At 47.7% G+C, this 18,096-nt stretch carries 16 protein-coding genes; 6 read left to right on the forward strand and 10 right to left on the reverse strand.

The window, feature by feature from the left end; translation table 11 throughout:
• Positions 1-1,068 (forward strand): sigma-54 dependent transcriptional regulator (locus L1D23_RS17490; protein WP_239869021.1); only part of this gene is annotated, 1,068 nt, incomplete at its 5' end.
• Between the two features lie 61 nt (positions 1,069-1,129).
• Here the strand turns inward: L1D23_RS17490 and L1D23_RS17495 are convergent.
• From L1D23_RS17495 to gcl, 7 genes are all read right to left on the reverse strand, one after another.
• The gene (locus L1D23_RS17495) at positions 1,130-2,791 is read right to left on the reverse strand and encodes an EAL domain-containing protein (protein ID WP_239869023.1); all 1,662 of its coding nucleotides are present in this window, start codon (positions 2,789-2,791) and stop codon (positions 1,130-1,132) included.
• Entirely contained in the window at positions 2,784-3,806 is a 1,023-nt protein-coding gene (locus L1D23_RS17500) for an ATP-binding protein (protein ID WP_239869025.1), read from the reverse strand. The genes L1D23_RS17495 and L1D23_RS17500 overlap by 8 nt, the downstream gene beginning before the upstream one ends.
• The gene (locus tag L1D23_RS17505; RefSeq protein ID WP_239869028.1) at positions 3,793-4,236 is read right to left on the reverse strand and encodes an STAS domain-containing protein; all 444 of its coding nucleotides are present in this window, start codon (positions 4,234-4,236) and stop codon (positions 3,793-3,795) included. Before L1D23_RS17505 ends, L1D23_RS17500 begins: the two co-directional genes overlap by 14 nt.
• Positions 4,237-4,481: 245 nt before the next feature.
• Positions 4,482-5,096, reverse strand: a complete 615-nt coding sequence (locus tag L1D23_RS17510) for a TetR/AcrR family transcriptional regulator (protein WP_239869038.1) — start codon at positions 5,094-5,096, stop codon at positions 4,482-4,484.
• 302 nt (positions 5,097-5,398) lie between these two features.
• Positions 5,399-6,298, reverse strand: coding sequence for a 2-hydroxy-3-oxopropionate reductase (locus L1D23_RS17515; RefSeq protein WP_239869634.1), 900 nt, complete (start codon positions 6,296-6,298; stop codon positions 5,399-5,401).
• A gap of 25 nt (positions 6,299-6,323) precedes the next feature.
• Complete coding sequence (gene hyi, locus L1D23_RS17520) at positions 6,324-7,100, reverse strand: hydroxypyruvate isomerase (RefSeq protein WP_239869040.1); 777 nt, start codon at positions 7,098-7,100, stop codon at positions 6,324-6,326.
• A 59-nt stretch (positions 7,101-7,159) separates the two neighbouring features.
• Complete coding sequence (gene gcl, locus L1D23_RS17525; protein WP_239869042.1) at positions 7,160-8,932, reverse strand: glyoxylate carboligase; 1,773 nt, start codon at positions 8,930-8,932, stop codon at positions 7,160-7,162.
• 312 nt (positions 8,933-9,244) lie between these two features.
• On the opposite strand from gcl, the gene aceB reads away from it, so the two are divergent.
• The gene (aceB, locus tag L1D23_RS17530) at positions 9,245-10,873 is read left to right on the forward strand and encodes a malate synthase A (RefSeq protein ID WP_239869044.1); all 1,629 of its coding nucleotides are present in this window, start codon (positions 9,245-9,247) and stop codon (positions 10,871-10,873) included.
• Between the two features lie 21 nt (positions 10,874-10,894).
• On the forward strand, positions 10,895-11,332 hold the full coding sequence (locus tag L1D23_RS17535) for a heme-binding protein (RefSeq protein WP_006959844.1): 438 nt from the start codon (positions 10,895-10,897) through the stop codon (positions 11,330-11,332).
• A gap of 40 nt (positions 11,333-11,372) precedes the next feature.
• Here L1D23_RS17535 and L1D23_RS17540 read toward each other — a convergent pair whose 3' ends face one another.
• Entirely contained in the window at positions 11,373-12,293 is a 921-nt protein-coding gene (locus L1D23_RS17540; protein ID WP_019277434.1) for a LysR family transcriptional regulator, read from the reverse strand.
• Between the two features lie 130 nt (positions 12,294-12,423).
• On the opposite strand from L1D23_RS17540, the gene L1D23_RS17545 reads away from it, so the two are divergent.
• Positions 12,424-13,842, forward strand: coding sequence for an AbgT family transporter (locus tag L1D23_RS17545; RefSeq protein ID WP_239869055.1), 1,419 nt, complete (start codon positions 12,424-12,426; stop codon positions 13,840-13,842).
• 9 nt (positions 13,843-13,851) lie between these two features.
• Entirely contained in the window at positions 13,852-15,666 is a 1,815-nt protein-coding gene (locus L1D23_RS17550) for a CocE/NonD family hydrolase (RefSeq protein ID WP_239869056.1), read from the forward strand.
• Positions 15,667-15,766: 100 nt separating this feature from the next.
• Here L1D23_RS17550 and L1D23_RS17555 read toward each other — a convergent pair whose 3' ends face one another.
• A complete protein-coding gene (locus tag L1D23_RS17555; protein WP_239869058.1) occupies positions 15,767-16,249 on the reverse strand; it encodes a MarR family transcriptional regulator in 483 nt (160 codons plus the stop codon).
• A gap of 119 nt (positions 16,250-16,368) precedes the next feature.
• Here L1D23_RS17555 and L1D23_RS17560 point away from each other — a divergent pair, with 119 nt between their 5' ends.
• The gene (locus L1D23_RS17560) at positions 16,369-17,268 is read left to right on the forward strand and encodes a DMT family transporter (RefSeq protein ID WP_239869059.1); all 900 of its coding nucleotides are present in this window, start codon (positions 16,369-16,371) and stop codon (positions 17,266-17,268) included.
• Positions 17,269-17,349: 81 nt separating this feature from the next.
• Here L1D23_RS17560 and L1D23_RS17565 read toward each other — a convergent pair whose 3' ends face one another.
• Positions 17,350-18,081, reverse strand: a complete 732-nt coding sequence (locus tag L1D23_RS17565; protein WP_239869061.1) for a glucose 1-dehydrogenase — start codon at positions 18,079-18,081, stop codon at positions 17,350-17,352.
• Positions 18,082-18,096 lie beyond the last annotated feature (15 nt).

An 18,096-nucleotide genomic window follows, 5' to 3' on the forward strand; every position in this document is an offset into this window, starting at 1 on the left:
ATGATGAAAAGCGGCGCCATTTTTCATTATAGAAAGCCAGTTGATATCCAAATTTTGGCCGATACTCTAGCGGACTTTAGTCAATACTTCCTAGAAAAGCAGGAAGAGGGGAAAAAAATATCCACAAGCGACTTGGACCAGTTTGGAATGTTAGTCGGCTCCTCAAGGCCAATGCATAACTTGTATCGCACCCTCAGACGAGTGGCGAAAACAGAGGCCAACGTATTGATCATTGGTGAAAGCGGTGCTGGTAAAGAGCTCGTCGCGCAGACTATCCACCTTGCCAGTGATAGAAAGGAGCAGCCTTTTATTGCCATTAACTGCGGCGCCATCAGCCCAGAATTAGTCGACAGTGAACTCTTTGGTCATGAAAAAGGCGCATTTACAGGCGCTAACCGAACGCACCAAGGTGTTTTTAAGCAAGCAGAGGGCGGGACATTATTTCTTGATGAGGTCACCGAAATGCCCCTTGAACATCAAGTTAAATTACTGCGAGTACTTGAAACAGGCGAGTATCGCCCAGTCGGCAGTAACACACTCTGTATTGCCAACACCCGTATCATCGCCGCCACCAACCGTGATCCACAAGTGGCTATTGAAGAGCAATTTTTACGAGAAGACCTCTATTTTAGATTAGCTCACTTCCCTATCAATATTCCCCCTCTCAGAGAACGAGGTAGTGATATTGTCGGCCTTGCTAAACATTTTATCGCTTACCGGAATGCGAATGAAGCCGCTCCAAAAGCGATTACAGCCTCAGCACTAGAAAAAATCGCAGCGCATACATGGCCTGGCAATGTTAGAGAATTAAAACACTGTGTCGAGCGAGCGTTCATTTTGGCGGACGATACGATTAAAGATGAACATCTCATTTTTGATACTCCTCCTTTAGAAACAGGGACAACATTAGAGGAGAGAGTGCCAGCTGGTGTGACTCTAGAAGAAATAGAAAAGGCCGCTATTATTAACACTCTTGAAGAAAATGAAGGCAACAAAAAAGAAACCGCAGAGGACTTAGGAATAAGCATAAAAACGCTCTACAACAAGCTGGATAAGTATCAGAGTTAATTAAGCCATACGCTTGTTCCAAGTAAGGGAAGCTCAACTCTATTGAAGGTGGCGAGGCATGTTACTCACTGACTGCAGCCGTCACCTTCATTATATCAGTGATTGGCTCAGGCTTATGAATGTAGTATCCCTGTGCAAAATGCACTCCTATATCTGATAGACACTGATAAATGGCTTTATTTTCCACAAATTCTGCCACCGTTTTTAAGCCCATCGCTTGGCCTATTTCATGGATAGATTTCACCATTTGGTAGCTGATCTTGTCATGCTCAATATCTCGGACAAATGAACCATCAATTTTGACCGTATCTAAGGGAAGCTCTTTTAAATAGGTGAATGACGAAAGGCCTGTGCCAAAGTCATCCAGTGAAAACTGGAAGCCAAGGGCTCGTAATGAGTGCATCACTTCTATTGTGCCATGAAAATCACGCATCGCAGCAGTTTCAGTGACCTCAAAGATAATACAGCGAGGGTTAAATACGTAACGGTTGAGCATCTTATTGACAAAATCGACCAGACTATAGTCCGAAATGGTCTGTCCCGACAAATTGACTGAATAGGTTCGATCACTGCGGCTTCCCATCGAACTAAACAGGGCAGTCATCACATAGCGATCAATATCCGGCATCATATGATAACGTTCAGCGATAGGCAGAAAAGCATAAGGAGAGATAACTTCCCCTTGTTCGTTTTTCAGACGCAACAGTACCTCATAGTAAAAAGGCACAGTGTTATCTGAAATGGGTGAGATTTTTTGGCAATATAAAACAAATCTTTCTTCTTGGATGGCTTTGTTTATCTCTTCTATCCACTTCACCCCCCGAATATAACTTTCAAACTCATCATTTTTCGCGTCAATGATATGAGTACGATTGCGGCCATGGTCTTTCGCTGCCTTACATGCCGTATTAGCAATACTCAGTAGCTTAGTGAGCTCAGGGGCGGCGTTAGTATAGAAAGGGGCAATACCACTTGATACCGTTATTCTGACCGAGTTCTCATCCAAGTTAAAAGCATAGGCGTCAATATGCTTTCTAACGTCATCGGCGAAGCCTTGCGCTTCGTGTACCGTATAGTCATCAAGTAACACGGCAAATTGGTCGCCCCCTATACGAGCAATCGGCTGACCTTTTGATGTTCGGCTTTTAAGGATATTGGCAATTTTGCATAACACTTCATCACCCAGAGAATGACCAAAAGAGTCATTGATGGTTTTAAAATTATCAATATCAAAAAAAGCCAGCGCTGCATTCTGATGGAGGTGATTGGTTTGACTGACCAGTTCCAAAAACTGTGTTTCAAAAAACTGTCGGTTGTTCAACTGCGTCAACATATCATTATTTTCTCGATACAGCAGAGCGGTTTCATCGCTTATTTCACTAATAACAATAAGTACGCCTTTGAGCATGCTATAACACTGTATATTCAGACTTTGTCCATCAACAACGACGTTTCTAACTTCCAGTTCACTATGCTTACCACTCAGGAGTAATCGATCAATTTTATCTCTTACATCTGGAACATCTGCAAGCAAGCTATAGTAATGACGATCCAAGAAGTCTTTGGGGCTCTTATTCTCTAACCCGAGTAAGCTCAGCGCTGCCGTATTTACTAAGTTAACTTCACCAGATTCAGAAAAAGTGATCAAGCCATTAGGTATTGCACCAACAATACCGGACATGAGTTCAAGTAGCGTGGCGGTTTGTTTTGATGGGTTAGGCATAACGATTCCCTCTTATAACGATGACAGTCGCATCCTTATCTTCGTATGCACAGTCGTTGAAAATAGTAGTGGCGATGTTATATACATCCCACTCGTGCCAATCTTGGTTAGTTAATGGTTCAATATTCACCCCAGAAGAGTGAAGCAGGCAGGTAAAATGATTAGGCCTTGGAATGCGAAGATGGCTCGCCACCCCATGAGTAAAGTGTTTGGTCTCACAGAGCGGTGCACTTACTAAGGTACTTTCATCATAGCTCAGCCAATGTAAAGGGGGGGTATTCATCACGAGGAAGTCAAGATTGTCACGGCATATTCTCATCAGGCTGAGTTTCAACTGCCCGGTGATGTCTTCGTTGTGGTCAAACATGCTCAGGCACTGATCCATGATCATTTCGAGCGGCTCAGCCATATGTTGGGTGATTTCCTCTGCAAGCTTATTGGCAACCAAACGTCCACGCTCTTGAGTCGAGTCGTTATCATCATGGCTATCAATAAGGGCTATAAGGCAGGTATCACCGTGATATTGCTTTACAACATAAGCATTGCCATTGTGAATCTGATTCACTGCAGGATAGGAGATCGCCCTCACTAAAATGTCATCTTCTGAGACAGGTAAAAACTTTCGCAGCGTAATCGAGGTTCCCGTTTCGTCTGATTTATTGATGACCATTTCGTCAGAGCAGCGTTTCGCCACCCCTAGACCGAGGCCTAAGCTTTGGTCTTTAAACGTTGAATAGCCATCCGTTAGCGCTTGTGAGAGATCAGCAATACCTTGACCGTGATCTTCAATGGTGACCTCAATTCCTAAATGGTTAGAAGTACTGGATATAAACATATACCCACCTGAAGCGTAACGAACCGCATTAATGGTTATTTCAGAAACCGCTGCATTAAAAAGGCTGGCTTGGTAATCAGAGATTCCAATTTCTAACGCATGCATCTTACAATGCGATGCGATAAGGTACGCTTCCACTTCATTTGAGAATGGATAAATGCATTGCTCAATATTCTTCATTACTACGAGGAGGGGCCGTCTGTACCAGAGCGTAACCAGATTCTTGGATGCAAAATTTCGTTGCCGCTTTTAAATCTCGTACTATCAGATGGCGGCCTAAAGCAACACCAGCGCTTGACATGGTTCTTGCGATGACGCCTCTTAAGCCACAGAACACGGGCTTCGCCCCAACTAAAACTATGGTATCAGCCGCACGCACTAGCTGTGACGCTACCGATGTGTCTATTGCATCGACATTGGACAGGTCTATAACAACAAAGTCGCTGTTTGATGACTCAACCATATCCGTCAGCTTAGCAGTAATCGCTTCCATCCGAGCTGAGTCTATCGTTCCAAATAACCCCGTATAAATACAGCTATCAAACACTTCAGAGGCCACCATGGGGGACTCACCACCTAACTGTTTACGACTAATGGCTATGTTATCCATAACATTTCTCCTACCAACTGACCTGTGACTGCTATTCCTGATAGCCTCGGAGATCCAAATGACTCTCAGCCTATCTGGATACATAACTTAACTTGGGAAATTTAATTCCCTACTTCTAAAGTAGCGCAAATAACCCCATAAGCAATATGTTTTATAAAACATTGAGGAATCAAAAGAGGAGGCAGTCAAATCGGCCTCAGAGATAATATCGGACACCACTGCGATAAAAACTGCGATGATAATAGTTAGGATTTACCCGTCACCCCACAACCCTTAATCACTAGCTGGGTGATGAATTCAGCGGCTTGTTGGTAATCGCCATTATCCAGCGTGTCTTTCTGCATAACGTTACAGATCTGCCAGCTGAAATCTGCGTAAGTCTGCGTCGCTGCCCAGATGGTGAACATCAGGTGGTGTGCAGGGACTTTATCCATCAGCCCTTCTTCACTCCAGGTCGCGAACTTATCCAAAATCATCTGTGACTGCTTAAACAGCTCCTGCCTGATGTCTTCTGGCAACACCTTAGCTCCTGACATCACTTCATTAGCGAACACTTTAGACGCGTGTGGGTGGTCGCGCGAAATACGCAGCTTAGCTTCTATGTATTGAGTTAAGGCTTCGACTGGATCGTCGAGTTCTTCAATTGGGCGTGAGGCCTCCAGCAACGGCTGAGTCACCGTCTGGAGCACGGCATAATAGAGCTTATCTTTACTGCTGAAGTAGTAGAACACATTAGGTTTAGGGATATCTGCGGCTTTTGCAATATCCGCCATCTTTGTCGCTGCGTAGCCATGGGTGGCAAATTGTTCACTCGCGACATCGATAATCAATCCCTGATTTTTCTGCCTGATACGAGACATTGTTATTCCCTATACATCTGGTGTAACGACATACTAAACAATATGTTAAGAGAGACAAAGTGATGAGGATAAAAAATCCCGAAGTAAGCACACCAGGAGCCTGCAATATGGAGCCCGAGGAAGGTGTAACTCCAACCTGCTGTCTTACGACGGGAACGCGTATAAAAGGAGACGAAAAACTACGCGATTTAGTAATGAATCATTTAGGGGCAGCGACTACGGATTCAAGCCATGAGAGAATCAGCAGGACCGCTACACCATGGAACGATGCGGGAGAGGAATCCACATCGTCCCGACAGGAATTAGTCCCTGATTGAGTGACCAGAGCGTTTCTCAATCGCTTTAATCAGCGCAGAGTGGTCCCAGTTCTGGCCGCCCATTGCTGCACAATCTTCAAACAGCTCCTGAGCATTTGCGGTGTTTGGTAGTGCTACATCCAGCTCTTTAGCGCCAGACAATGCAAGGTCTAGATCTTTCTGGTGCAATGTAATCTTAAAACCTGGGTCGAATGTGCCTTCCACCATGCGCTCGCCATGCACTTCAAGGATCTTCGAGTTGGCAAATCCGCCAAGCAGTGCCTGACGTACACGCGCTGGATCGGCGCCCGCTTTTGACGCAAACACTAAGGCTTCAGATACGGCTTCAATGTTCAACGCAACAATGATTTGGTTCGCGACTTTACACGTCTGGCCCGCACCATTTTCACCCACTAATGTGATGTTTTTGCCCATCACCTTAAACAGAGGAAGCGCTTTATCAAACGCCGATTGCTCACCACCGACCATGATGCTTAATGACGCATTAATAGCACCCACTTCACCACCTGATACTGGCGCATCGAGATATTGCGCACCACTTTCGTTGACGCGTGCCGCAATCGCCTTGGTGGCGATTGGTGAAATCGAGCTCATGTCGATAACCAGTTTGCCTGCTGCGCCACTTTCGTTTAGGCCAGCTTCAACACCGTTCTCACCGAACAGTACGTCTTCTACCTGCGGTGTGTTTGGCACCATCAGGATAATCGCGTCCGCTAGGCGAGTCGCTTCTGCTGGTGAATGACAAACCAGCGCACCAGCTTCAACAAGTTCAACCGGTGGCGGGTTGAAGTGATCAGTCAACACAATGTCGTGACCCGCTTTTTGCAGGTTGATCGCCATTGGCTTACCCATGATACCTGTACCGATAAATGCAATTTTCATAATATGTTCTCCGTAACGTTAACCGCACTTAGCGGTATAGGTTTAGCCAATCTAAGCCTTCAGTTGTGGTGTTTTTTGGCTTGTATTCACAGCCCACCCAACCTTGGTAACCCAATTCATCCAGATGTTTGAGGACAAATGGGTAATTAATCTCACCAGTTCCCGGTTCATGACGACCTGGGTTGTCTGCCAACTGCACGTGGGCGATCTGGCCGATGTTGGCACTCATGGTTGGCGCTAAATCCCCTTCCATGATCTGCATGTGGTAGATGTCGTACTGAATGAACAGATTGTCACTGCCCACTTCTTTAATCACTGCTTTGGCCTGCTCAGTAGTGTTGAGGAAAAAGCCCGGAATATCACGAGTGTTAATCGCTTCAATAACCAGTCGAAGCCCCGCTTCCTGCAATGCTTGAGCGGCGTATCTGAGGTTAATGACAAAGGCTGCATGCGCATCCTGTTGGCTGACACCAGCAGGGATAATCCCCGCCAGACAGTTGACCTGCGTGTTGCCCAGCACCTTGGCGTACTGAATGGCTAACGCAACGCCTGACTGAAACTCTTCGATGCGTGACGGGTCACACGCAATGCCGCGGTCGCCAGCATCCCAATCACCCGCTGGAAGGTTGAACAGCACCTGTGTCAGGTTGTTTTGCTCCAGCTTCTGTTTGATTTGCTCAGCATCAAATGCGTAAGGGAAGAGGTATTCCACACCGCTGAATCCAGCCTGAGCAGCAGCGTCAAAGCGCTCAAGGAAATCAACCTCGGTAAATAACATGGATAAATTTGCAGCAAACTTTGCCATAGTGATGTCCTTTTTCTTGCAGCCCTTTCGGGCTGCTTCAGTATTTTGCGATAAACAGATTATTGATTGGCTAGCGCGGTTGGTGCGTCATCGATGCTGTCTGCCAGAGATTCAAACTCGTTGATGGCATCAATCTCTACACCCATAGAAATGTTGGTCACGCGCTCAAGAATCACTTCCACCACAACAGGTACTTTGTGTTTGTTCATCAGCTCTTTCGCTTGTGCAAACGCGGCCTGCATCTGTTCTGGGTCAGTTACACGAATCGCTTTACAACCTAAGCCTTCAACCACAGTCACGTGATCAACACCGTAGCCATCAAGCTCAGGCGCATTTTGGTTTTCAAACGCCAACTGAACACAGTAGTCGATATCGAACTGGCGCTGTGCCTGACGAATCAAACCTAGATAGGAGTTGTTCACCAATACGTGGATGTATGGCAGGTTGAATTGAGCGCCTACTGCCAACTCTTCAATCATGAACTGGAAGTCGTAGTCTCCCGAGATTGCCACGATGTCGCGGTTTGGATCCGCGGCACGTACACCCAATGCTGCTGGTGTTGTCCAGCCAAGCGGACCTGCTTGACCACAGTTGATCCAGTGGCGTGGTTTGTAAACGTGAAGGAACTGCGCCGCCGCAATCTGGGACAAACCGATAGTGCTGACGTAGCACGTATCGCGGCCAAAGGCTTTGTTCATCTCTTCATAAACACGCATTGGTTTGATTGGCGCGTCAGTGTAGTGCGTCTTACGCAGCATGCTCGATTTACGCTGCTGACATTCCGCCACCCAAGCGCCACGATTAGGCAGTTTGCCGGCATCACGCCACTCACGAGCGACTTCAACCAGCAATTCCAGCGCTGCTTTGGCGTCAGAAACGATACCAAGATCCGGACAGAACACGCGGCCAATTTGAGTTGGTTCAATATCGACGTGAACAAACTTGCGGCCCTTGGTGTAGACATCCAGTGAACCGGTGTGGCGGTTCGCCCAGCGGTTACCAATACCGAACACGAAATCCGATTCCAGCATAGTCGCGTTGCCATAGCGGTGCGCAGTCTGCAAGCCCACCATACCGACCATCAGTTCGTGGTCATCCGCAATGGAACCCCAGCCCATCAAGGTTGGGATAACAGGCACGCCAGTAATTTCAGCGAACTGTTGCAGTAATTCTTCCGCACCAGCGTTGATTACACCACCACCTGATACGATGACTGGGTTTTGTGACTCACACATCATCGCCATCGCTTTCTCAACCTGCGCACGTGTCGCTTTTGGTTGATACGCTTCTAGCGGCTCATAGGTGTCGATGTCGAATTCAATTTCCGTTAACTGAACATCAAGTGGAAGGTCGATTAGAACCGGACCCGGACGACCAGAACGCATTAGATGGAATGCCTGCTGGAAAGCACGCGGCACCTGAGCGGGCTCTAGAACCGTCGTCGCCCATTTGGTGACTGGTTTCGCAATGGATTCAATATCCACCGCCTGAAAATCTTCTTTGTGCAGGCGGGCTCTTGGCGCCTGACCCGTAATACATAAGATTGGAATGGAATCCGCCGACGCTGAATACAGGCCAGTGATCATGTCTGTCCCTGCTGGGCCAGATGTACCGATACAGACACCAATGTTGTCTTGATTAGTACGGGTGTAACCCTCCGCCATGTGCGATGCACCTTCCACATGTCGTGCTAACACATGATCAATACCACCGAGCTTTTTCATTGCCGCGTACATAGGGTTGATGGCAGCGCCTGGAACGCCGAAGGCAATGTCTACGCCTTCCTTTTTCAATACTTCTACCGCTGCTTCGATTGCCTTCATCTTTGCCATGCGAACCTCCATTTCAATTGTATACAATCCAAAGATACTTTGTGTACTATGAATCAATTTCTAAATATAGCAACCCCCATTTGCAACATTTTTTCAACATAGAACATTTACCCTAAGTGGTTGCTAACCCCATAACACAAAGAAATCATTGCTTTACATAAAATATCTTTACGTAAAAATAATTTCTCAGACGAGCAAATGAAAAATAAATGTTAAATACCCTTTGATTGTTTACAAATTTTCCCATATAAGTATTCGTGTAAATAATTTTTGTACACAAAATCGATCAATATTGTTTAAAGGAGACGAACAATGAATTTGAACGATCTAGCCGAAAGAGAAGAAACTGCCTGTCTGGAGGTTGTCGGTCATACAGACAGCCCAGGCTATAAGGAGATTCTGTCAGATGAAGCCCTTTCGTTTCTGACAGTATTGGTAAACCGATTTGGCGCCCGTCGTGACGCTTTGCTGCAAGCACGCGAGGAACAGCAAAAGCAATACGATGCGGGTGCATTACCAGATTTCAGAGCTGACACTCAGGCGATTCGTGATGACAAATCATGGAAAGTGGCAACACCACCGCCAGAGCTATTGGATCGCCGAGTAGAAATTACCGGTCCGGTAGACAGAAAAATGGTTATCAACGCGCTGAACTCTGGCGCGAAAGTCTTTATGTGCTGCTTTGAAGATGCTTCTTCACCGACATGGGAAAACATGGTCGAAGGGCAAATCAACCTCAGAGACGCCAACGCAGGCACCATCAGCTACTTTGACGACAAAAAAAATAAGCAATATGAGCTGAATGCTAACCCTGCCCTACTGATCGCTCGTCCACGCGGCCTGCACCTGCCAGAGCAATCAATCCAATTCAATCAACAAGCGATTCCGGGCTGTTTAATGGACTTCGCTTTGTACTTCTATCACAACTACCAGACCCGAGCGCAACATGGTCTGGGCGTTTACTACTACATTCCTAAGCTAGAAAGCATGGAAGAAGCAAAATGGTGGGATGACGTATTTGCTTTCACTGAAGATCACTTCGGCGTGGCACGTGGCACCATCCGCGCGACCGTACTGATCGAAACACTGCCAGCAGTATTCCAAATGGAAGAGATGCTCTACGCCATGCGCGATCATATCGTGGCGATGAACTGCGGCCGCTGGGATTACATTTTCAGCTACATCAAAACGTTGAAAAACCATCCAGATCGCATCCTGCCAGATCGTCATGTGGTTGGTATGGATAAAGAATTCCTCAATGCTTACAGCCAGTTACTAGTCAGAACCTGCCACCAGCGTGGTGCGTTGGCAATGGGCGGCATGTCGGCCTTTATTCCTGCCAAAGACCCGCAGGAGATGGAACGCGTCACCGCTAAAGTGATTGAAGATAAAGAACGTGAATCACGCAATGGCCACGACGGTACTTGGGTCGCTCACCCTGCTTTAGTCGACTTGGCGATGTCTGTGTTCGATAAAAACCTTGAAGGCAAAGTCAATCAGCTCGATTTTGTCAGCCCTACGCACGAGATTGGCGCAGACCTGCTGCTCAAGCCATGTGAAGGCTCGCGTGATGAAGCTGGTGTACGCAAGAATATTCGCATTGCTCTTTACTACATTGAGGCATGGATTCAGGGCTCAGGTTGTGTGCCTATCTATGGTCTGATGGAAGACGCGGCAACGGCAGAAATCTCACGCGCAAACATCTGGCAGTGGATTCATCACGGCGTCAAGCTGGATGATGGCCAAACCTTCAACAAAGAATTATTCCACACGTGGTTGTATCAGGAACTCGACACTATCAAACAGGAAGTGGGTGAGGCTCGCTATGCGGCAGGCCGCTTTGAACAAACTGCTGACCTTTTCTATAAGTTGTCTACCGCAGAAGAGTTCGCCACCTTCCTGACCTTACCTAGTTACGAGCTTCTGCAAGGAGCCGCGTAAACAAAAAAATCAGGAGATAACATGGGAAGTTTAACTCTAGAACAAGCACTAGCCGTCATTGACGGTACTTTTCAGGCTGGACAAAAGAGCCAAAGCGCCCCTCTGACGGTCGCTGTACTCGACAGCGGAGGAAAGCTGATTACGTTGCAACGACAAGATGGCAGTAGCATGATGCGGCCAGACATCGCAATCGCAAAAGCCTGGGGTGCTCTCGCGCTCGGCTGCTCCTCCAGAAAGCTCGCTCAAGACGCAGACAACCGCCCCGCGTTTATCTCCGCCGTAAACGTTCTGGCACACGGTAATATGGTCCCCGTTCCTGGTGGCTTACTTATCCGTGATGCTGAGCAGAACATCCTCGGCGCGGTCGGTGTCAGTGGAGATATCTCTGACCTCGACGAAAGCTGCGCCCTGCGTGGTATTACTCACGCCGACTTGTTCTGTGATGAGAACGCGGCATAACCCTTCATTAAAAGCGGCTCCGGCCGCTTTTTTATTACCGTTAACGGCCCAACACGGGCAGTTCTGTCAACATTTCCTGAAGTAAATCCGAAAACGCATCAATGACTGGCTGTTTGCGCTCATTAGCAATGTCATCAGGCCGCTGGATCACGCCGTACTGATAGCGAGGCAAATCCAAGATCGGCAGTGCTCGAATCTTGTGATTGTCCATTCCTTTGAGCATGGTGCTGTTGGCAATCGACACGCCAATCCCTTCCGCGACCAGTGAACAAGCGACATCGACAGAGTGCGCTTCAACGACGATTTCCGGAAACAAATTACTGCGAGTAAACCAGTTCATCACATCATGACGAGTACTGCTCTTACGTCCGATCATAACCAGTTTCTGATCGCGCAAGTTGTCAGCGTTGACCGAATGGAATGCCTCGAACTCGTGGCCCTCGGGAAACACACACATCGCAATCCCTGAATCCAGTGCCGTGGAGCGAAACTTAGAGTGATTGCTGATGCGGGTAAACCCAACATCGGCCTGACCGGAATAGACGCTTTCTTCAATCGACTGATAATGGCTGGAAAACAATTCAACCGACACGTCAGGAAATAGCGCCACCAGCTGCTTGATAAGTTTGGGGGCCAGTGACTTGGCAAAGGTATAAGGCATTGCAATCTTGAATACTTGCTTTGCTTTGCGTCCCCTTTTGATTTCCGACGCCTGAGTCTGGAGCTGCTCCATACCCTCTAAAACGTGCAGTGCGTTTGATAACAAATTGAGCGATTCGGGCTTAATTTTCAAGCGCCCTCTGTCTCGTTCAAAGAGATCCAGATCAAGCTCCTTTTCCAGCTGAGCCAACATTCGGCTCACACCAGATTGAGATAAGTTCAACTGCTCTGCCGCCAGACTTGTTGTTCCAGCTTGGCTGATGGCTTTAAGCGCCCGAAGTTGTTTCGCCGTTATATTCATCAGGTTCCATTTAAATAAGTCATTTCTGTCATATATCTATGATTAATTGTCATTAAATTGAAAACCCTAACACAAAAAAATATGTTGCAGAAATGTTGTAGGATAGAATGTGACGAAATGGAGATTTAAAGTGAGTGAAGCTATATCACCAGCTCAACAAAATGTTACTGAACAACCAAAGAAGAAAGGTAACTTAAACCCTGTAATCATCCTGCTGTCTGTCGTTGTGGTAGCAGTACTGATGACCTATTTTTTTGATTCCGGACAGTTTGAACGTAACGGCAAACTGATCATTCCCGGCACCTACCAAGTGCTGGAAAAAGACGTCTCCCCGCTCAACCTGATTGGTATTTACCCTCAAGAAGGCGAAGCTCAAGCCGTCAGTTTGCTTGATGCATTAGTCAGTATTCCTCAAGCCATCACCAAACAAGCTGGCATGATTTTCATGGTGCTGTTTATTGGCGGCATGTTTGGCGTACTCGACAAAGTGGGCGCCATTGAAACTGGCCTTGAGCGCACACTTTCTGCCACTCGAGGTAACGTCTACTTATTGGTACCCATCCTGATGGTGGTGTTTTCCATGGGCAGTACCTTCATGGGCATGGCGAAGGAGTTCTTGCTCGTGATACCTATGGTCGTCGCCATGGCAACAAGACTGGGGCTGTCAAAAATTATCGGTCTGGCGATTGTCACCATTCCGGTTAAAGTCGGTTACTTAGCGTCGATCACTAACCCTTATGCTCTTTCCGTCGCTCAGCCACTGGTTGATGTGCCGATATTCAGCGGTATGGGGATGCGTATTTTCGTTTACGTGGTACTGATGATCATTGGTGTGGCGTACGTGCTGCACAGTATTCGCAAAGAAGCGCGCACAACGGAAATCGTCGCACAATGGGACAACAGACCTCTGCCAATTCGCCATACGCTTGTACTAACGGTTCTGGGACTGGGCATCGCCTTTCTAGTCTATGCTTCGCAAACGTGGAAGTGGAAATACAATGAGTTATCTGCGTATTACATCTCTCTTGGCGTGATTTTCGCTGTCATCGGCGGCTTGTCAGCCAATGACACCATCAACGCTTTCATCAGCGGTATGAAAAAGGTTCTCATCGCAGGCGTATTGATCGGGCTCGCCACCTCTGTCGCCATTGTCCTTGCGCAAGGTAAAGTGCTGGATACCATCATCTACCACTTAGCCGGAGTCATCGGTGAAGGCCAACCAACGCTGGCCGCTTATGGCATGTTCTTCTCTCAGTTGGTCATCGACGTGGCGATTCCATCCACCTCTGGGCAAGCCGCCGTCACCATGCCAATCCTTGGCCCACTCGGACAGCTTTCCGGTGTCGACCCACACACCACGGTACTGGCCTTCCTGATGGGTAACGGGGCGACAAACATCATTACACCGACTTCCAGCGGGCTACTGATCTTCCTTGCGACGGCACAAGTCGGATGGGGACAATGGGCAAGATACATCTTCCCATTCTTCCTCATCACCATTGCGTGTGCTCTGGTATTCCTATCCATCAGCCTACACGTTTACGCCTAAGGACATCTCATGAAAGCAGTAACTGATGTCAAAATCCGTACGCGAGACGGAGAAACACTCGCGACCGATATTTACTTTCCAACCAACAGTGAAGGCCCGTGGCCCGTGGTGATGGAGCGAACACCTTACGACAAAACAGCACCTTCTCGTTCTGAAGTCACGCTGCAAGGGCATAAGGTCTCACGAGAAGAAATGGCGCAGGCGTTCGTTGATAAAGGCTTTGTGTGTGTCTTTCAGGACTGTCGCGGACGTTATCAGTCCAGCGGCACCTTTACCAAGTACATCAACGAAGCCGAAGATGGCTACGATACGTGTGCATGGCTAGTTGAGCAGTCTTGGTGCAATGGAAAAATAGGTACCATGGGGCTGTCATACGCCGCCCACACTCAGCTGGCACTGGCGTGTCTCAATCCTCCGGGGCTGGCGAGTATGGTGATGGATTCAGGGGGATTCTCCAATGCCTATCAGTGCGGTATTCGTCAGGGCGGAGCGTTTGAGCTCAAGCAGGCGACATGGGCCTATCGCCAGGCACTGGTGAGCCCCAAGGCCGAGCAAGATCCTGTGGTAAAAAAAGCGCTGGAGCAGGAAGACATTCGCGAATGGTTTAAGTACTTACCGTGGAAAGCGGGCCAGTCGCCACTGCGCCATGTGCCTGAATATGAAGCGTATCTACTTGAGCAGTGGAAACAGGGCAGTTTCAGTGATTTCTGGAAAAAGTCCGGCATCTACGCGCTTGATAGCTATCAGAACATTGCTGATATTCCGGTGTTGTTGATGTCGAGCTGGTACGACGTATACGTTAAAAGTACGCTGGAAAACTACACGGTGTTGAGTGAAAAGAATCGCTCTCAGACAGCACTGATCATGGGCCCGTGGCTTCATGGAGACCGAAATACCACGCATAGCGGTGACGTAGATTTCGGTCAGGACGCCTCATTTGACGACAACATTGACAGCAACTGGCTGGATTTTCGTGTGAAGTGGTTCCAGCGCTGGCTGCTCAATGATGACCGTCATACGTTTGCCAACGTGCAGGTGTTCCAAATGGGCGGCGGTTCAGGTGAAAAAAGCGAACTGGGCAGGCTTCAACACGGAGGCCAGTGGTTAAGCAGTGATCGCTGGCCGATGAAAAACACCGAAGCTCAGAACTGGTATCTGCACCGACAGGGCCAACTGACTCAGCAAGCACCGGTCACAGACGATCACATCAGCTATCTGGCCGATCCGAGTAACCCAGTCCCCACTGTTGGCGGTGCGTTAACCTCGGGTAAGCCAGTGTTTGAAGGTGGTGCGTACGATCAACGCGAAGATGCTCGCTTTTATGGTACCAAAGGCAACCATCTCCCCCTTGCCGCCCGTTCGGATGTGCTGGTGTTTGAAACCGAACCACTCGCTGAAGATTTGGTTGTATCAGGAAAAGTATCGGCGAAACTGTTTATTGAATCCGACGCGCCGGATACGGATTTCACCATCAAACTAGTTGATGTTTATCCGCCAAGCGAGGACTACCCGCAAGGCTTCGCGATGAACATCTCCGATGGCATCTTTCGTTGTCGCTACCACAAAAGCTGGCAGCAGCCAGGGCTGCTTCGCCGTGGGGTGATTTACGAAATTGAGGTTGAAGCGTTTGCCACTCAGAATTGCTTCGCGCAAGGGCACAAATTGCGATTGGACATTGCCAGCAGCAATTTCCCTAAGTTTGACGTCAACCCAAATAGCGGCGAACCCGAAGGTGAAGCGTATACCAAACAAGTGGCCAAAAACACCATTCACTGTAGCCACAGCTATCCATCCATGTTGACCTTGGAGATACTCCCGAGCTAGAAAATTAAGCCCCTATTGACTTGTAGGGGCTTGGTTTTTCTTTGTCATTTGGTTTCTACCTACAGCGGCAAAATCACCACTGGATGGGCACAATATGACATTACTCGAACTGAGTCTGCCAACCTTTGAGGATCTGATTAATCTGACGCTTCTGGTTTGAGTTCATACCTTTGACCAGTTTATGCTGCACTTCTGCATGCTCCTCGATAATTTTATCAATCAAGGTAAAACCTTCATCTGTGAGCTGCACAGTGACACTACGGCGGTCTTCTTTACTGTGCTCTCGCACAATAAGGTTCTTAGATTCTAATTTATCCAGTCGATTAGTCATCGCACCAGAAGTCAGCATCATAGAATCAATCAACTCGGAAGGAGTCAAACGAAACGGTGATCCACTACGACGCAAAGTTGCCAATACATCAAACTCACCCAGCTTTAAATCATAGCGCTTATGCAATTGCGTGACTTCCGTTTCCATATATTTGGCAATTCTAAGTAGCCTACCCATGATGGCCATCGGCTCAGTATCTAATTCGGGCTTTTCCTTTGCCCATTGATCGACCACTCTATCTATAGCGTCCATGAACAGATTTCTCCACTAACAAAATGACGTGTCGAAGTATCTTAACATAAAGATACTTTACAAACAGAACTTTTAGGCGTACATTCACGCAAAATATCTTAATGTAAAGATAAATAATTATGAATATATTACTGGCAATGATCCCCGCCTTCTTTTGGGGAACAACATATGCGGTAACACAGTTCACTTTGTCCGATTGGCCTCCTCTGCTTTTGGGGGCAATTCGAGCACTGCCTGCCGGACTGCTGTTACTGATGATTAAGCCGTCCCTACCGAAAAAAGGGGACTGGCAAATTTTATTCAGCCTTGGATTGATCAACATTGCGACCTTCTTTGGCTTAATATTTGTGATGGCATTGACTCTGCCTTCAGCAATTTCGGGTGTCGGTATGGTATCGGTACCTGTGTTTGCCATGGTGTATCATTGGGTGGTGAATAAACACCGTCCTAACTACATACAAGCCGTCTGTGGCGCCGCACTGATTGGCCTTGCATGGATGCTGTTCTCTCCGGGCTCTATCAGCCTCAATCCGATTGGGCTGGGGGCTATGCTGGCTGCCATCATGTGTATTGTTGCTGGTAGCTCTCTGACGAAATCACTAGGAAATCGCATGCACTGGTGGACTGTATTGACGTGGCAACTGATTCTCGGTGGCGCGATTTTGTCAGTCGCGGCAGGATTCCAAGCCTTCATCGATCCGGTTCAATACAGCAACGCACTAGATAACTTCTCACTGCGTAATAGCTTAGGTTTATTGTGGGTGGTCGGTCTCAACACAGCGTTGGGATATGGCATGTATGTATGGCTTCTGCAGCGCATGACAGTGGTGGATTTTACCTTTGGTGGCATCGCCAACCCAATCGCAGGCATCGTAACCGGCCTGATATTGCTTGGTGAGTCATTCACGCCCTTCCAATACAGTTTAATGATTGGCATGATTGTGATGTCTCTTCTTCCTCAAGCGATCTTGGCACTACGGCAGAACAAGCCATCACCCACCCAATGTAAATCGAGTTGAGTGGTAAAAAACAAACGCCATGACATCAACATGGCGTTTCACTTTACAATGTAAACACCAACGTGGATCAACAAGGCTCTCCTACTTTCCACCCGCTATATCGATAAACGAACCAGTCACAAACGATGCTTCTTCGGACAATAGCCAGGCTATCGATTGAGCCACCTCTAATGCCGTTCCTCCTCTTCCAAGCGGAATTTGCGAAGCGAGTCGGTCTACACGTCCAGGTTCGCCGCCATCCGCATGCATTTCAGTATAAATGCAACCAGGTCGAACCCCATTCACTCGAATATTGCGCTCTGCTAGCTCAAGAGACAGCCCTTTAGTTAATGAGTCCATCGCTCCTTTTGACGCTGCATAGTCTACATATTCAAACGGAGCTCCGGTTCTTGAAGCCGCAGATGAAACATTAACGATAGCCCCATCAATATCAAGCTGATTGATAAACGCCTTACAGCACAAAAAACAGCTTATGACATTGGCATCCATTACCTTCTTGAATCGCTCTAAGTCAATCTCGCTCAAGGTTGATTGAGTAAACAGAATACCTGCATTGTTCACCAAATGAGTGACCGTGCCATAGCGCTGGGTAACTTGGGCAAACATAGCTTCAACTTGCTTTTGGTCTGAAACATCAGCCTGAATAGCGAACGCATTTCCGCCTGTGGAAGTAATCTGCTCAACCACTTCATAAGCGCGCTGGTGGTTTCTAAGGTAGTTGACAGCGACGGCATAGCCTTGGCTCGCAAGTAGCTTGGCGGTTTCAGCTCCAATCCCTCTTCCCGCTCCTGTAACGATGACTACTTTATCCATTTGATTTCCTTTACT

This window comes from Vibrio sp. Isolate24 (genome assembly GCF_022398215.1).
GTDB classification, from domain to species: domain Bacteria; phylum Pseudomonadota; class Gammaproteobacteria; order Enterobacterales; family Vibrionaceae; genus Vibrio; species Vibrio coralliilyticus_A.

Excerpts from the sequence above, each read along its gene's own strand:
- L1D23_RS17495 (WP_239869023.1), bottom strand. The coding sequence starts at position 2,791 with ATGCCTAACCCATCAAAACAAACCGCCACGCTACTTGAACTCATGTCC.
- L1D23_RS17500 (WP_239869025.1), bottom strand. The coding sequence starts at position 3,806 with ATGAAGAATATTGAGCAATGCATTTATCCATTCTCAAATGAAGTGGAA.
- L1D23_RS17505 (WP_239869028.1), bottom strand. The coding sequence starts at position 4,236 with ATGGATAACATAGCCATTAGTCGTAAACAGTTAGGTGGTGAGTCCCCC.
- L1D23_RS17510 (WP_239869038.1), bottom strand. The coding sequence starts at position 5,096 with ATGTCTCGTATCAGGCAGAAAAATCAGGGATTGATTATCGATGTCGCG.
- hyi (WP_239869040.1), bottom strand. The coding sequence starts at position 7,100 with ATGGCAAAGTTTGCTGCAAATTTATCCATGTTATTTACCGAGGTTGAT.
- gcl (WP_239869042.1), bottom strand. The coding sequence starts at position 8,932 with ATGGCAAAGATGAAGGCAATCGAAGCAGCGGTAGAAGTATTGAAAAAG.
- aceB (WP_239869044.1), top strand. The coding sequence starts at position 9,245 with ATGAATTTGAACGATCTAGCCGAAAGAGAAGAAACTGCCTGTCTGGAG.
- L1D23_RS17535 (WP_006959844.1), top strand. The coding sequence starts at position 10,895 with ATGGGAAGTTTAACTCTAGAACAAGCACTAGCCGTCATTGACGGTACT.
- L1D23_RS17540 (WP_019277434.1), bottom strand. The coding sequence starts at position 12,293 with ATGAATATAACGGCGAAACAACTTCGGGCGCTTAAAGCCATCAGCCAA.
- L1D23_RS17550 (WP_239869056.1), top strand. The coding sequence starts at position 13,852 with ATGAAAGCAGTAACTGATGTCAAAATCCGTACGCGAGACGGAGAAACA.
- L1D23_RS17555 (WP_239869058.1), bottom strand. The coding sequence starts at position 16,249 with ATGGACGCTATAGATAGAGTGGTCGATCAATGGGCAAAGGAAAAGCCC.
- L1D23_RS17560 (WP_239869059.1), top strand. The coding sequence starts at position 16,369 with ATGAATATATTACTGGCAATGATCCCCGCCTTCTTTTGGGGAACAACA.
- L1D23_RS17565 (WP_239869061.1), bottom strand. The coding sequence starts at position 18,081 with ATGGATAAAGTAGTCATCGTTACAGGAGCGGGAAGAGGGATTGGAGCT.